The organism is Streptomyces sp. NPDC041108, assembly GCF_055592645.1.
Map to the genome: position 1 here is coordinate 324,568 of NZ_JBVIYK010000002.1, position 14,069 is coordinate 338,636.

General features: G+C 71.4%; 14 protein-coding genes and 1 pseudogene. 8 read left to right on the forward strand and 7 right to left on the reverse strand.

From position 1 onward, the window contains the following. Positions 1 to 20: 20 nt before the first annotated feature. From ACZ6BB_RS07395 to ACZ6BB_RS07415, 5 genes and pseudogenes are all read right to left on the reverse strand, one after another. Complete coding sequence (locus ACZ6BB_RS07395) at positions 21 to 1,556, reverse strand: FAD-dependent oxidoreductase (protein ID WP_471614350.1); 1,536 nt, start codon at positions 1,554 to 1,556, stop codon at positions 21 to 23. Positions 1,557 to 1,673: 117 nt separating this feature from the next. Further along, positions 1,674 to 1,868, reverse strand: a pseudogene (locus ACZ6BB_RS07400) (CDGSH iron-sulfur domain-containing protein); the annotation flags it as partial. After that, positions 1,849 to 2,583 carry a methyltransferase gene (locus ACZ6BB_RS07405; protein WP_471614351.1) on the reverse strand — a complete coding sequence of 245 codons (735 nt, stop codon included), beginning with the start codon at positions 2,581 to 2,583 and terminating at the stop codon, positions 1,849 to 1,851. The pseudogene ACZ6BB_RS07400 and the gene ACZ6BB_RS07405, both read right to left, overlap by 20 nt. Positions 2,584 to 2,678: 95 nt before the next feature. Beyond that, complete coding sequence (locus ACZ6BB_RS07410; protein WP_471614352.1) at positions 2,679 to 3,671, reverse strand: iron-containing redox enzyme family protein; 993 nt, start codon at positions 3,669 to 3,671, stop codon at positions 2,679 to 2,681. 174 nt (positions 3,672 to 3,845) lie between these two features. Further along, positions 3,846 to 4,043 carry a CsbD family protein gene (locus ACZ6BB_RS07415; RefSeq protein WP_471614353.1) on the reverse strand — a complete coding sequence of 66 codons (198 nt, stop codon included), beginning with the start codon at positions 4,041 to 4,043 and terminating at the stop codon, positions 3,846 to 3,848. 400 nt (positions 4,044 to 4,443) lie between these two features. Here ACZ6BB_RS07415 and ACZ6BB_RS07420 point away from each other — a divergent pair, with 400 nt between their 5' ends. The 3 genes from ACZ6BB_RS07420 to ACZ6BB_RS07430 all read left to right on the forward strand — a co-directional run bounded on the left by ACZ6BB_RS07420 (position 4,444) and on the right by ACZ6BB_RS07430 (position 7,793). Further along, positions 4,444 to 4,761 carry a hypothetical protein gene (locus ACZ6BB_RS07420; protein ID WP_319364639.1) on the forward strand — a complete coding sequence of 106 codons (318 nt, stop codon included), beginning with the start codon at positions 4,444 to 4,446 and terminating at the stop codon, positions 4,759 to 4,761. Positions 4,762 to 4,830: 69 nt separating this feature from the next. Continuing rightward, positions 4,831 to 5,511, forward strand: a complete 681-nt coding sequence (locus tag ACZ6BB_RS07425) for an ABC transporter ATP-binding protein (RefSeq protein ID WP_471614719.1) — start codon at positions 4,831 to 4,833, stop codon at positions 5,509 to 5,511. Next, on the forward strand, positions 5,508 to 7,793 hold the full coding sequence (locus ACZ6BB_RS07430) for an ABC transporter permease (RefSeq protein WP_471614354.1): 2,286 nt from the start codon (positions 5,508 to 5,510) through the stop codon (positions 7,791 to 7,793). Before ACZ6BB_RS07425 ends, ACZ6BB_RS07430 begins: the two co-directional genes overlap by 4 nt. 658 nt (positions 7,794 to 8,451) lie before the next feature. Here ACZ6BB_RS07430 and ACZ6BB_RS07435 read toward each other — a convergent pair. Then, the gene (locus ACZ6BB_RS07435) at positions 8,452 to 9,495 is read right to left on the reverse strand and encodes a LacI family DNA-binding transcriptional regulator (protein WP_471614355.1); all 1,044 of its coding nucleotides are present in this window, start codon (positions 9,493 to 9,495) and stop codon (positions 8,452 to 8,454) included. A gap of 235 nt (positions 9,496 to 9,730) precedes the next feature. On the opposite strand from ACZ6BB_RS07435, the gene ACZ6BB_RS07440 reads away from it, so the two are divergent. The 5 genes from ACZ6BB_RS07440 to ACZ6BB_RS07460 all read left to right on the forward strand — a co-directional run bounded on the left by ACZ6BB_RS07440 (position 9,731) and on the right by ACZ6BB_RS07460 (position 13,652). After that, positions 9,731 to 10,888 carry a Gfo/Idh/MocA family protein gene (locus tag ACZ6BB_RS07440; protein WP_471614356.1) on the forward strand — a complete coding sequence of 386 codons (1,158 nt, stop codon included), beginning with the start codon at positions 9,731 to 9,733 and terminating at the stop codon, positions 10,886 to 10,888. Next, positions 10,885 to 12,048: a dihydrodipicolinate synthase family protein gene (locus ACZ6BB_RS07445; RefSeq protein WP_471614357.1), complete on the forward strand. Its 1,164-nt coding sequence runs from the start codon at positions 10,885 to 10,887 to the stop codon at positions 12,046 to 12,048. The genes ACZ6BB_RS07440 and ACZ6BB_RS07445 overlap by 4 nt, the downstream gene beginning before the upstream one ends. A 44-nt stretch (positions 12,049 to 12,092) precedes the next feature. Further along, positions 12,093 to 12,890, forward strand: a complete 798-nt coding sequence (locus ACZ6BB_RS07450) for a sugar phosphate isomerase/epimerase family protein (RefSeq protein ID WP_471614720.1) — start codon at positions 12,093 to 12,095, stop codon at positions 12,888 to 12,890. Positions 12,891 to 12,969: 79 nt separating this feature from the next. Beyond that, positions 12,970 to 13,263 carry an Arc family DNA-binding protein gene (locus ACZ6BB_RS07455; protein ID WP_471614358.1) on the forward strand — a complete coding sequence of 98 codons (294 nt, stop codon included), beginning with the start codon at positions 12,970 to 12,972 and terminating at the stop codon, positions 13,261 to 13,263. After that, positions 13,260 to 13,652, forward strand: coding sequence for a PIN domain-containing protein (locus tag ACZ6BB_RS07460; RefSeq protein ID WP_471614359.1), 393 nt, complete (start codon positions 13,260 to 13,262; stop codon positions 13,650 to 13,652). The genes ACZ6BB_RS07455 and ACZ6BB_RS07460 overlap by 4 nt, the downstream gene beginning before the upstream one ends. A 51-nt stretch (positions 13,653 to 13,703) precedes the next feature. On the opposite strand, the gene ACZ6BB_RS07465 is transcribed toward ACZ6BB_RS07460, so the two are convergent. Beyond that, positions 13,704 to 14,066 carry a hypothetical protein gene (locus ACZ6BB_RS07465; RefSeq protein WP_471614360.1) on the reverse strand — a complete coding sequence of 121 codons (363 nt, stop codon included), beginning with the start codon at positions 14,064 to 14,066 and terminating at the stop codon, positions 13,704 to 13,706. Between the last annotated feature and the right edge of the window lie 3 nt (positions 14,067 to 14,069).

The following is a 14,069-nucleotide window of genomic DNA, read 5'->3' on the forward strand; positions in this document are numbered from 1 at the left end:
GCGTGGGTGGCGGCCTCGCCTCAGATGTCCCGCCGTTCCAGCGGCTTCGTCGCGGGTCCCTGGACGATCCGGCCCTCCACGTCGAACCGGGAGCCGTGGCAGGGGCACTCCCAGGTCCGTTCGGCGCGGTTGAAGCCGACCAGGCAGCCCATGTGGGTGCAGCGGGCGGAGACGGCGTGCAGCGAGCCGTCCTCGTCCCGGTGGACCGCGTGGTGGTGGGCGCCGACGCGGACGACCGCGCCGTCCCCCGGGGCGATCGTGTCCACGGAGGCGTTCCCGGGCGGGCTGATCCGGTCGCCGACGAAGTGACGGGCGACCTGCGCCTGATGCTTGAGGAAGCTCGGCGCCTCCCGCACCGCGCTGAGCACCCGGCGCGGGTCGTACAGGTCGCTCCACGCGGCCTTGTGCCCGGTGATCGACTCGGCCAGCAGCCGTCCGGCCATGATGCCGCCGCTCATGCCCCAACCGCCGAACCCGGTCGCCACCCAGGTGTGCCGGCTGCCCGCGTGGAAGGGGCCGACGAGCGGCACGGAGTCGGTGGAGTCGTTGTCCTGCGTCGCCCAGCGGTGGGTGAAGCCGAGTGGCCCGAAACGCTCGACGGCCCAGTCCGCGAGGAGTTCGAACCGCTCCTCGACACCGGCCGTCCCCGGCGTGAAGTGCTCCCCGGTGACGATCAGCAGCCGCTGTCCGTCCCCGTACGGGGCGGTCCGCGCGGAGCGGGTGCGCTGCTCCTGGGTGATGTACATGCCGTGCGGGTCCGCCGCGGCGGGCACCGGCGCGGCGAGCACGAGTTCGCGGCGCGGGGAGAGCCGGGTGAACAGCAGCGCCCGGTCGAAGACGGGGTAGTGCGTGGCGACCACGACGTCCTCGGCCGTCACGGTGAACCCCGCGTCGGTGGTCAGCCGGCACGGCGAGCCCTCCTTGAGCCGTGTCACCCGCGTCCGCTCATGGACCGACGCGCCCTGCCGCACCAGGTCCCCGACCAGCGCCAGCAGGTACTTACGGGGATGGAACTGCGCCTGGTCCGCCACCCGCACCGCCCCCGCGACCGGGAAGGGCAGCCCCGTCTCCGTCACGAACTCGGCGGGCAGCCCGGCCTCCCGCGCCGCCTCCGCCTCGGCCCGCAGCTCCGCCACGCGCCCCTCGTCCTCGGCGTACGTGTAGGCCGCCGCGTCCTCCCAGTCGCACGCGATGCCCAGTTCCTCCACCACCGCGGCGGCATGCCGGATCGCCTCGCTCTGCGACCGCGCGTACAGCGCGGCCGCCTCGGCGCCCCGGGTCCGCCGCAGCCGGTCGTAGACCAGCGTGTGCAACGCCGTCACCTTGGCCGTCGTGTGCCCCGTGACCCCCGCCGCGACCCGGTCCGCCTCCAGCAGCGCCACCCGCCGCCCGCGCCGCGCCAGCTCCCACGCGGTACTGATCCCCGCGATGCCCGCGCCCACCACCGCAACGTCGACGTTCAGATCACCGTCCAGCGCCGGGTGTTCGTCCTCGTTCGGCGCGCTCTCGATCCAGTACGACCGCTGCTCCGGCCGTGTGTGCTCCTCGGGCTGCATGCTGTCGGGGTCCTTTCAGGAGGGCGGCGGCGTCGGGCGGGAGCCGTCCGTGCCGGTCGGCTGCGAGCCCCGTGCCGGTTGTGTGGGCTGTGGGGGCCGGGACGGCTGAGGCTGTGGCTGGGCGCGGCGGCGGTGGCTGGTGTCGCACCAGGGGTAGATCCGGCTGCGGCGACAGGTGCACAGGGCCACGCAGAAACGGTCCGACGACACGGTCGTACCGTCGTCCAGGGCGACCTCGACCGGTCCCTCGACCAGCAGCGGGCCGGGGCGTTGCAGCGTGACGCGGCGGCGTTCAGCGGGGACGTTCGGCACGGATGACCACCAGCCCTTCCTTCTCGTCGCCGTCGGCGTGACCCTCGGCCCCCAGCAGCCCGCGCCGGCGCAGCCAGTCGCTCCGCTCCCGCAGGACGGGCCCGAACGCGACCCGGCGGTGGTCCACGACCCCGGCCCGCAGCCCCGCCGTCCGCAACTGCGTCAGCGTCCGCTCCGCGTCGCTCAGCGCCGAGTGGACCAGCAGCAGGACGCCACCGGGCCGCAGCAGCCCCGGCGAGTCCCGGCAGATCCGGTCCAGCAGGAGCCGGCCGTCCCAGCCGCCGTGCCAGGCACGCGCGGCGCCCCGGGCGTGGCCGAGCCTGTCGGGTCTCGGCGCCGCGCCCGGCCCCGGGCCGGGCCCGCGCCGCCGCGCCCCAGCCGGGCCCGGCACGTACGGCGGATTGGACAGGATGAGATCGAAGGACCGCTCGGCCACGGGCCCCAGCAGGTCCCCTCGGACGACGGTCATCGGCAGCCGCGCCAGCAGGGCGTTGACCCTGGCGTTCAGCACGGCCCGCCAGGAGATGTCGACCGCCGTGACGTCCGCGCCGCGCCGCGCCGCGGCCAGCGCGACGGCTCCCGTCCCCGTACCGACGTCCAGCACACGGGCCCGCGGCGCGAGGGGTTCGCGCCCCAGGGCGTGGACCAGGAGTTCGGTGTCGTCCTGCGGGGCGTAGACGCCGGGCAGGGACACGGGGAGGGAGAGGGGGTTCACGGGGATGGGCCTCCTGGCAGGCGGGTCGGCGGGAGGGAGAGAGGACGGGGGGAGGACGGGCGGGCGGACGGGCGGACGGGTGGACGGCGGGGTCGTCAGACCGGCGCGCGCAGGGACGTACGGCCCGCCCGCCATGCTCCGAGGAGACGGTCGGCGAGGGTGTCCTCCAGATGGTTGGTGGCGTCGACGCCGAAGGCCACGTCGGCGTCCAGCTGCGGCTCCTCCTCCAGCAGCCCGGCGACGACCTCGCGTCGGACGACCTGCTCGTGCACGGCGTCTGCCTCCACGTGTTCGTCGTAGAAGTGTTCGGCGGCGGGGCCCGCCCCGGTCCGCCGCATGGCACGCGCGAGCCGCCGGGAGCCGGGGGAGGAGGTGATCTCGACCGTCGCGAAGTGCCCGACCAGGGCGCCGCGCAGGGCGCGGTGCAGGCCGAAGAGGGACATCAGGTTGACGAGGGCGAGCGCCTCGGCGCCGGCCGCGTCCACATAGCGTCCGTACTCCGGGTCGAGGCCGAGGTCGGTCATCAGGTCGGCGAAGAGGCGCGCGTGCACCCGTTCGGCCCGGCCTCCGCCGAACTCGTCGAACTCCACCGCGGCCATCCCCGCCTTCGCCCGCCCCCACAGCCGGGGCAGCACCCAGGCGTGCGGGTCGGCCTCCTTCAGGTGGTAGAGCGAGCGCTGCGCCGCGTACTCGCGCACCTGCCACAGCTCGCCCCGGTCCTGGAGGAAGCCGCTGACGCCGCCGTCGTCGGCGGCCGGTTCCACGAGCAGGTCGTCCAGCGCTTCCTCGGCACTCATGTGCCGGGTCGCCCGGTCGCGCAGCGACTCCAGGAACGGCCATTCCAGCGCGGCCCGGCAGCGCAGCAGTTCCGGGTCCCATTCGAGGCCGGCGTCGACGCCGGCGAAGCCCCGGTAGTGCAGTTCGTAGCAGAGGTAGAGGGCGAGCTGGAGATCGTCCCCGAAGGGGTCGGCCCCGGCGATCGCACGGCTGCCCGGCGGGGGTCCTTCGCCCCGCAGGAACGCCGTGACGGCTGCCGAGATGGGGCCTCTGCTCTCCGGCAGGGCCGGTCCTGTCACCGGTGACTCCATGGCCGCCGGGTACCCGTGATGCGTGAGTTTGCACCTGTGTGTCCGCGCGGGGCGGGCCCGGGGAGGCGGACATGACGAGGGGGCTCCCGTCATGGGAGCCCCCTCGTCAGGGGAGCCGGCCGCGCGGACCGCGGACCACCGGTCGGCGGTGGCCCGCCCGCGCGCCGCGCGTCCTCACACTCCGTCGCGCTGCGCCGGGCGCCGGGTCTGCTGCGCGCGCTCCTGGGCCTTGCCCTTCATCTTCTTGGCCTCACCGCGCGCCTGCTGCATCTTGCCCTCGGCCTGCTGCTCGCGGTTGCCGGTGACCTTCCCGGACATCTCCTTGGCCTTGCCCTTGATCTTGTCCATGCTGCCCTTGTCCTTGGCGGCCATGATCTTCTCCTTCGTGGGTGGAGGGACTGTCCCGCCCAACGTACGGCGCGCCGGTAACCACTGCGAGCGGAAGCGTCACGCTGCGTGATGGTGATGGTCGTGGCGGTTGTGGTGGCGGGCGCAGCGGAACGTCATGTTCATGCAAGGTGGGGGCAAAGTTACGTCAAAGAGCGTCTGCCGGGAGATCGGGCAGATGGGGGCAAGATCGAACTGACCACCCCGATCCCACTCCTTGCCCGGTGTTAGCTTCACATCCGCTCTGGTTGACCGCCAGGGCCGCATAACAGAATAAAAAACGGGAGGAAAAATGCGTAAGTTGGCCGTAGGCGCCCTTGCGGCGGGCCTCTTCGCCCTGGGGGCGGGCTCGGCGGTTGCCGCCTCGTGGCACACCATTCCGACGATGACGACCTCGGGCGCCGAGTTCAACAGCGCCCAGTACAAGTGGCACCCGTCGGGCACGAATCACGGCGCCTTCGAGTGGAAGGGCAACCTGAAGGACACGAGTGATGGCGACGACCACAACGTGTACATGCAGGTGAAGGTCGAGGGCTACGACTGGAGCCGCTACAACGGGAAGCAGAAGAAGAGCGTTCCTCTGAACTTCCTCAACTGGGCGCCCGCGCAGCAGTACACCGACGACGCCTACATCCGCGTCTGCCGTGACAAGGGTTCGCTCAACCCGGACAACTGCTCGCCCACCAAGCACTACCAGCGGTAAGCGAAAGCACACCGCCAAGTACCGGGCCCGGAGCGACCTCTGGGCCCGGTCGCTTCTTTGGGGGAAGCCATCAGTACGTCAGAAGTCCTTTCGGCCACAGGTGTCGACCTCAGCTACGGCGATCAACTGGCTGTCAGTGACGCGCACCTCTCGATCTCCCGGGGCGAGGTCGTGGCCATCACCGGCCAGAGCGGTTCGGGCAAGTCCTCGCTCCTGTACTGCCTCGCCGGAGTGCTGCCTCCCGCGCGCGGGCAGGTGCGGTTCGAAGGGCAGTCGCTGAACGATCTCACCGACGACGAGATCAGTGCGCTGCGCCGTGAACGCTTCGGCTTCGTCTTCCAATACGGCGAACTGCTCCCCGAGCTGACCATCGAGGAGAACACCGCCCTGCCGCTGCGCCTGGCCGGGCAGCGCAAGAAGCCCGCGCTCGCGGCCGCCGGAGAGGTCCTCACCCGGCTGGGTCTCGGCGAACTGCGCGAGCGCCGGCCGTCGCAGGTGTCCGGCGGACAGAGCCAGCGCGTCGCCGTCGCCCGCGCACTGGTCCACCGTCCGACCGTCGTGTTCGCGGACGAGCCGACCGGGTCCCTGGACAGCGCCAACGCCTCCACCGTGTTGAAGGAGTTCCTCGACCTGGCGCGCTCGCAGGGCACCGCCGTCATCCTCGTCACCCATGATCCGGCCGTCGCCGCGCAGGCCGACAGCCACTACACGATGTCCGACGGAATCCTCACCCCACGGGGGGCGGCGTGAGGGAGTTCCTGCTCGGTCTGCGCCTGCTGTTCGGCGCCGGCCGCGGCAACCGCATACGTTTCTTCCTCATGGCGGTCGGCGGCTCCCTCGGTGTCTGCTGTCTCGCCCTCGTTCTCACCATTCCGCAGATCCTCGATGCACACGACGGCAGGGCCGCCGCACGGCAGCCACGGTCCGCTTCCGCACAGCCCCCGGGCTCCACGCTGGTCCTTCAGCGTGCCGACCCCTACGGCTCCAAATCGTTCATCCGGGTGTTCATCGCCAAGGGGACCAAGGATGCCGCCACGGTCCCGCCGGGGCTGAGAAGACTTCCGGACCCGGGCGAAGTGTTCCTCTCGCCCCGCGCGCACGAACTGCTGCGTGACCGCCCCGCGGTCGGGGGGCTCCTGCCCGGGCACGAGAAGGGCCTCATCGGCCCGGCAGGGCTCGCTCACCCCGACGAGCTGTTCGCCTACATCGGCACCACCCGCGACAAGATCGCCGACGAGGGCCGTGCCCTGAAGGGCTGGGGATACAGTTACGCCCCCTTCCCTGCCGTCGAACCCTCGACCCTGACGTACATACGATTCGCCCTGGGATCGCTCGTCCTGCTCCCTCTCGGCATCTTCCTCTCCGTCTGCGCCCGGCTCTCCGCCGCCAGCCGGAACCGCCGCCTCGCCTCCCTGCGTCTGCTGGGCCTGAGCACCAAGGGAACCCAGCGGGTCAACGCCGCCGAAACCGTCGTCGCGGCGCTGCTCGGCGCGGTTCTCGGCCTCGGCGAGTACTGGGTCCTCAACCAGGTGATGACCCGGACCGGGCTGCCTAGCCTGCGGTGGTACCCGGCCGACGGCGCGTTGTCCGTGACGACCGTCGCCGTCTGCCTGATCGGCTCCCCGTTGCTCGCCTGGTTCGTCGGCCGGGCCAGCGCACGCGATGCCGCCGCCAATCCACTGGCGGTACGCCGCACAGCCGCGCCCAAGCGCCCCACCAAGTGGGGCGGCCTGCTGCTGGTGACCGGCCTCGGTATCGTCGTCGGCTACTGCGCCACCGGCTTCACGGACCATCCCGCCAACGGCCTCGGCCTGAACGCGTTGATGATGCCGGCCGGCATTCTGTTGACGGGCCTCGGGCTGGTGCTGACGCTTCCCCTGATCTCCTACACCCTCGCCCGCCGTCTGGCGCGGACCACCCAGTCGCTCACCCTGAACCTGGCGATGCGCCGCAACGAGGTCGAGCCGGGCAGCACCATGCGGGTCGTCACCGGTCTCGTTCTGCTCGTCTTCTCCGCGTCCCTGGCCCAGGGCGTCCTCATCCAGTTGGAACAGGTCACCCGGCCGTCCGCTCCCGTGCAGGACTACAACGTCGCCCTGTCCACCATCACCACCGAGCAACAGCGCAGGCTCACCGACGCACCGGGAGTACTGGCCCACGCCCTGACGATGAACTCCTGGGTGGACCCCGAGGACGACAGCTCCGAAGTCCAGACGGTGGCCACCGCCCTGGTGGCCACCTGCGCCCAACTGGAACAAATGGTGCGGCACTCGGAAGGCTGCGTGGACGGCAAGACCTTGATGCTCGTCAACCCCCACTCGGGCGTCGACCCGGGCATTCGTCCCGGAGTGTCCTTCGACTTCCGCCTGCGAGAAGGCGGCCGGCTGAAGAACCTGCCCATCACCCTCCCCGCCGACAAGGTCATGTACGTCCCGTTCGACCCGTCCGTGGCCGGCGGCGCAACCGTACTCGTCCCGCCGTCCGACCTCCCTGCGAGGGCCCGTCCCGAGTCGGGGCAGTACTTTCTGACCAGCTCCTCCGAACCCGACCAGGTGCGCAAGGTCCTCGACGGGATCGCCGCCGTCGCCCCGATCGCCGAGATCGAGCTGGTCGGCGTGAACATCGAGGGCCTCCAGCAGATCGCCGTCCTCGAAACCCTGCTCGCCGTCGGCATGATCATGGGCCTGGTCATCGGAACCGCGGCCTTCGTCGTGTCGGCGACCGACCGGGCGGTGGAGCGGCGCGCGCAGGTCACCGCCATCACGCTGATCGGCGCGCGGGCGCGGACGATGCGGGCCGTGCAGTGCGTGCAGGTCGCGCTCCCCCTGAGTATCGGGCTCGCGCTGGCGCTCGTCACGGGCAAGCTGGCCGAGGCCTGCTACCTGATCACCGGAGGCAGCGAGATCTACTGGGACTTCGCCGGCCTCCCGGTGCTCGCCCTCGCGGCAGCGGGCGTGGCCGCGCTGTCCGCCGTCGGAACACTTCCGCTCGTAGGACGGCGCATCGACCCGGAACTGATCCGCCGCGACTGATCACAGGCGCTCGAACACCAGCGTTCACCGGCTCGGCTTGCACTGCCTCGTGCAGTCGAGCCGGTGGGGTGTCTCGCCGTCTGGCTCGACATGCCGAGGAGCGTCGGTGCGGCCGCCCTCCCGCCTTCGCCGCCGCTTCACCAGGTGACACCATGCACGGCAGGGCCCGGCGAGCGGCAATGATCACGGTCGGCGACCCGACCACGCCGAGATTTCCTGGCCACCCCCCTCGCAGGGCGCTCCGGCCTCATACGCCACGGACGTCACACGTCCGGTCGCCGTCCGCCACGGACGTTCACTCACGGCTGTCCTGTCGCCCACCATGCATCTCACGCGGCCGGCCTTGTGAGCCACGGACCTCACGAAGCCGGCCCCGAACGCCCCGGACGTCACACAGCCGATCCTGTCCGTCACGGAGTCACACGCCCCACCCCGTCCGTCACGGAGTCACGCGCCCGATCCCGTTCTCGTCCCCACCGACGTCATGCGCCCGACCCGGCCCGCCGCGGACGTCATCCAGCCCCGCCCTTGCGCCGCAGGCGGCACAAGCCACTCCCGTCCACCGTGGACCGCACACAGTCGCCCTCGGCGGTCCACGGCCGAGGAGGGCGGGGTCCGCGTCCGTCTGCGGATGCGTTCCGTGCCCTTCCTTTTCCCCTCAGGTCTCCCGAGGCCCCCCGGTCGACCCCCGCACCATCAACTCCCCCCGCACCGTGGCGATTCCGCCCGGCGGCGGCTCCTCGCGGCCCATCGCGATGCGGCCGGCCCGGGCGCCCGCCTCCGACAGCGGCAGCCGTACCGTCGTCAGCGCGGGCACCGCGTCGATGCTGAACGGGAGGTCGTCGAAGCCGGCCACGGAGACGTCGTCCGGGATGCGCAGGCCCGAGTCGCGCAGGGCCGCGCACGCGCCGAGCGCCACCGTGTCGTTGGCGGCGAGCACGGCGGTCAAGGAGGGGTCCCGTCGCAGCAGCTCCAGCGTCGCCTCGTAGCCGGAGAGCCGGTCGTAGCGCCCGTACACCGTCCACCGGGGGTCGTCTTCGATGCCGGCCGCCGCCAGTGCCGCCCGGTGGCCCTCCAGGCGGTGCCGGGTGGTCGTCCGCTCCTGCGGCCCGGCGATGTAGCCGAGGCGCCGGTGGCCCAGTCCGATCAGATGCTCGGTCAGCCGCTGTCCGCCGCCCCGGTTGTCGAAGGTGATCGCGATGGCCTCCGGCGTGGGCGGCCGTCCGCACAGCACCACCCGCGTCCCGGCCTCCATCAGCTTGCGCAGCTTGTTGCCGACGGCGCTCAGATGCGCCGGATCCTCGATGGCCCCACCGGTCAGCACGACGGCGGCGGCCCGCTGCCGCTGCAGGAGCGTGAGGTACGTCAGTTCGCGCTCCGGGGAGCCGCCCGTGTTGCACACCACGCCCAGCCGCTCCCCGCCCGCGCGCCCGCCGGGCCCGCCGATCTCGGACTGGATGGCCGCGGCCATGATCCCGAAGAAGGGGTCGGCGATGTCGTTCACGAGGATGCCGACCAGGTCGGAGGTGGCGGCGGCGAGCGCGCTGGCGGGGCCGTTGAGGACGTAGTCCAGCTCGTCCACGGCCTTCAGCACCCGCTCGCGCGTGGTCGCGGCCACCGGGTAGTTGCCGTTCAGCACCCGGGAGACGGTCGCGGGCGACACCTGCGCACGGGCCGCCACGTCCGCCAGGGTCACAGTCATCGTTGCTCGTCCTCCGGTGCGCGTGATGTTCGGGCTGTCGGGGAACCTTACGACCGCGATCGCCGTTCGCCCCCTCGAACAACTCGACCCCCTCGCGGTCTTGTATAGACCGCTGCTCAGAGGCTAGCTTCTTGTTGGATAGAAAGCGCTTGCTGTGACGCTCACCCTTTCGTCGGGCGTACGCGGCGCCGGACGCGTACGCAGACACGAACGCACACCAACGAAAGGACCGGCCGTGACACGCAGAACCGTACGGATCGCCATGAACGGCGTGACCGGACGCATGGGCTACCGCCAGCACCTCGTCCGCTCCATCCTCGCCATCCGCGAGCAGGGCGGCCTGGACCTCGGCGACGGTACCGTCCTGTGGCCGGAGCCCATTCTCGTCGGCCGCCGCGAGGGCGCGCTGAGGGCGCTCGCCGAGCAGCACGGCCTGGACCCGGCGAACGTCTCCGCGGACGTCGACGCCGTGCTCGCCGACCCGACCGTCGAGATCTACTTCGACGCCCAGGTCACCTCGGCCCGCGAGGGGGCGATCAAGAAGGCCATCGCCGCCGGCAAGCACATCTACACCGAGAAGCCGACCGCCACCGGCCTCGACGGCGCCCTGGAGCTGGCCCGCCTCGCGAACGCCGCCGGCATCAAGCACGGCGTCGTCCAGGACAAGCTGTTCCTGCCGGGCCTGCTGAAGCTCAAGCGCCTCATCGACGGCGGCTTCTTCGGCCGCATCCTCTCCATCCGGGGCGAGTTCGGCTACTGGGTCTTCGAGGGCGACTGGCAGGAGGCCCAGCGCCCCTCCTGGAACTACCGCGCGGAGGACGGCGGCGGCATCGTCGTCGACATGTTCCCGCACTGGGAGTACGTGCTGCACGAGCTGTTCGGCCGGGTGAAGTCCGTCCAGGCCCTCACCGCCACGCACATCCCCGAGCGCTGGGACGAGCAGGACAAGCCCTACGACGCCACCGCCGACGACGCCGCCTACGGGATCTTCGAGCTGGACGGCGGCGCGATCGCCCAGATCAACTCCTCCTGGGCCGTCCGCGTCAACCGCGACGAGCTGGTCGAGTTCCAGGTCGACGGCACCGAGGGCTCGGCGGTGGCCGGCCTGCGCAACTGCCGGGTCCAGCACCGCTCGGCCACCCCCAAGCCGGTGTGGAACCCCGACATCCCCGCCACCTACTCCTTCCGCGACCAGTGGCAGGAGGTGCCGGACAACGCCGAGTTCGACAACGGCTTCAAGGCGCAGTGGGAGCTGTTCTTCAAGCACGTCTACGCCGACGCGCCCTACCACTGGGACCTGCTGGCCGGCGCCCGCGGCGTCCAGCTCGCCGAACTGGGCCTGAAGTCCTCGGCCGAGGGTGTCCGTCTCGACGTACCGGAGATCCAGCTGTGACGAACGGGATCATCCAACTCCCCGGTACTGGAGGGAAGTTGCGGGCCTACGCCCCCCGCACCGAACCCCTGGTGGTGTCCCCGGGCACCCCCCTCACCTCCCGTACGGTCTTCTCGGCGGCGCACGTGGTCGCCGACCCGTACGCGGACGTCTCCCCTGACTCGCCCGCCGCCGTCGACTGGGACGCCACCCTCGCCTTCCGCCGCCACCTGTGGTCGCACGGCCTGGGCGTCGCCGAGGCGATGGACACCGCGCAGCGCGGCATGGGCCTGGACTGGGCGGGCGCGGCGGAGCTGATCCGCCGCAGCGCGGCCGAGGCGAAGGCGGTCGGCGGCCGGATCGCCTGCGGTGTGGGCACCGACCAGCTCACGGGCCCCGCCTCCCTGCCGGAGATCCGCAAGGCGTACGAGGAGCAGCTGGCGCTCGTCGAGGAGTCGGGCGCCCAGGCGATCCTGATGGCCTCGCGCGCACTGGCCGCCGCCGCGACGAGCCCCGAGGACTACCTGGAGATCTACGGCCACCTGCTCCGCCAGGCCGCCGAGCCGGTCGTCCTGCACTGGCTCGGCCCCATGTTCGACCCGGCGTTGGACGGCTACTGGGGCTCCTCCGACCTCGACGCGGCCACGGAGACCTTCCTCGCCGTGATCGCCGCCCACCCCGACAAGGTCGACGGCATCAAGGTCTCCCTGCTGGACGCCCAGCGCGAGATCGACATCCGCCGCCGGCTCCCGCAGGGCGTCCGCTGCTACACAGGCGACGACTTCAACTACCCCGAGCTGATCGCGGGCGACGAGAAGGGCTTCAGCCACGCGCTGCTCGGCATCTTCGACCCGCTGGGCCCGCTGGCGGCGCAGGCGGTCCGCGTCCTGGACACGGGCGACGTGCAGGGCTTCCGTGACCTCCTGGACCCGACCGTCGAGCTGTCCCGCCACCTCTTCCAGACGCCCACCCGCTTCTACAAGACGGGTGTCGTCTTCCTGGCCTGGCTGGCCGGTCACCAGGAGCACTTCACGATGGTCGGCGGCCTCCAGTCGGCCCGCTCCCTCCCGCACTTCGCGCGTGCCTACGAACTCGCCGACGGCCTGGGCCTGTTCCCGGACCCGGCGCTGGCCGAGGCCCGGATGAAGAACCTGCTCGCGGTGTATGGAGTGGCCCAGTGAGCACCAGTACCAGTAACGGACTTGAGCGCTTCTCCATCAACCAGATGACGGTCAAGCAGCTGTCGATGCCCGAACTCGTCGCGGGTTGCGTGGAGTTGGGCATCACGGGCGTCGGCCTGTGGCGGGAGCCGGTGGCGGAGCACGGCCTGGACGCCACGGCCAAGCTGGTCCGCGACGCGGGTCTTGCGGTCACCACCCTGTGCCGGGGCGGCTTCTTCACGGCCATCGACCCGGCCGAGCGAGCGGCGGCCCTGGCCGACAACCGCAAGGCGATCGACGAGGCGGCGACCCTGGGCACGGACACCCTCGTCCTGGTCTCGGGCGGCCTCCCGGCGGGCTCGAAGGACCTGCACGGCGCGCGGGAGCGCATCGCCGACGCGTTGGCCGAACTGGGCCCGTACGCGGCGGCGAACGGTGTCCGGCTCGCCATCGAGCCGCTGCACCCCATGTTCGCCTCGGACCGCTGCGTGGTGTCGACGCTCTCCCAGGCGCTGGACATCGCGGAACGCTTCCCGGCGGAGCAGGTGGGCGTGACCGTGGACACCTACCACATCTGGTGGGACGACACGGCCCCCGCGGCCATCGCCCGCGCGGGCGCGACCGGCCGTATCCACACCTTCCAACTCGCCGACTGGATCACCCCGTTGCCGCAGGGTGTCCTGACGGGCCGGGGCCAGATCGGCGACGGCACGATCGACATGCGCGAGTGGAAGGCGTACGTCGAGGCGGCGGGCTACACCGGCCCCATCGAGGTCGAACTGTTCAACGACGAGCTGTGGGCGGGCGACGGGCGTGCGCTGCTCGCGCAGACGACGCAGCGGTTCGTGGAGCACGCGGCGTAGCTCCGGCGGCGAGCCCGGCAGAGTGGTCGGTGCCGGGCTCGCCGCCCGAACGGGCGTATACGTCGCGTATACTGGCCTCATGTCCGACGTCATGATCCGCGTGCCCGCCGAAGTCCGTGACCAGCTCGCCGCCGTGGCCGAGGCCCGGGGGATGAGCCTTCGTGCCCTCATGCAGGACATAGCTGCGCAGACACTGACACCCGAGCAGATCAAGGAACGTGCCGATCGCACGCGCGCTCTGATCGCCGACCGCTTCGGCCACTACGTGTCGGACGAGGAGTCCGCCGAGATGCGCCGCAAGATGCGGGAGGCCACGGCCGCTCACCGAGCCGCCCTCGCGGAGTCGGGGCCGGAGTCGGAGGCGTCCGGATGAACCAGATCGAGCACTACGTCCTCGACGCTCCGACCCTCCTGGCCATGGGGGGCAACAAGCAGGTCTCCGGCCTCATCCATGCCGCGGCCGCGAGCGACGACGTACGCCTGTGGGCGCCCGTCTTCTGTCTTCTGGAGGCCGAGCGCCACAGCGAGGGAATCGTCGACCACGTGGGTCTGCTGGTCGACGTACTCCATCTCGTCGAAGACGACTATGCGATGGCCGTGACCATTGCGGAGCTGGGTCGTGGGGGCGTTGCCCACAGCGTTTCGGCCGCTGTTCATGCGGCGAGGCCGAACCACCTGATCCCCATGGGCGCGTTGGTCGCCACGGTGGAGCCCGAGCCTTATGAGGGGCTCGGGGTCGGGGTCATGGACCTGAATCGCTGACGGACGGGGGCTCGTCCGTTCCGATGGGTGCCGCGGTGCTCGTTCGGGGGCTCAGCGGAGGGGGATCACGATGGCCATGCTCACGGCGAAACTGAGGAGCATGACCGCGTAGTGCCTGGCTTTCAGCTTCTCGATGGGGCGGCCCAGACGGATCAGCTCGTTCTGCCGCTTGGACCATCCGGTGAAGGCGACGTGCATGAGCGCGAAGTTGATCGCGACGGCGATGAACACCAGCAGGGCCATGCGGGGCTCCCCGTCCACGTCCTCGGGCAGAGCCCGCAGGGCCGCGTAGGCAGCCACGGCGAGGACGATCAGGACCGCCTCCCACTTGCCCCTCCGCGTACTGGGGAACAGGGACGCGAGCACCACCGCCAGGGCGACACCGGCCACGGCGGCGGCGATCCACAAGGTCAACAA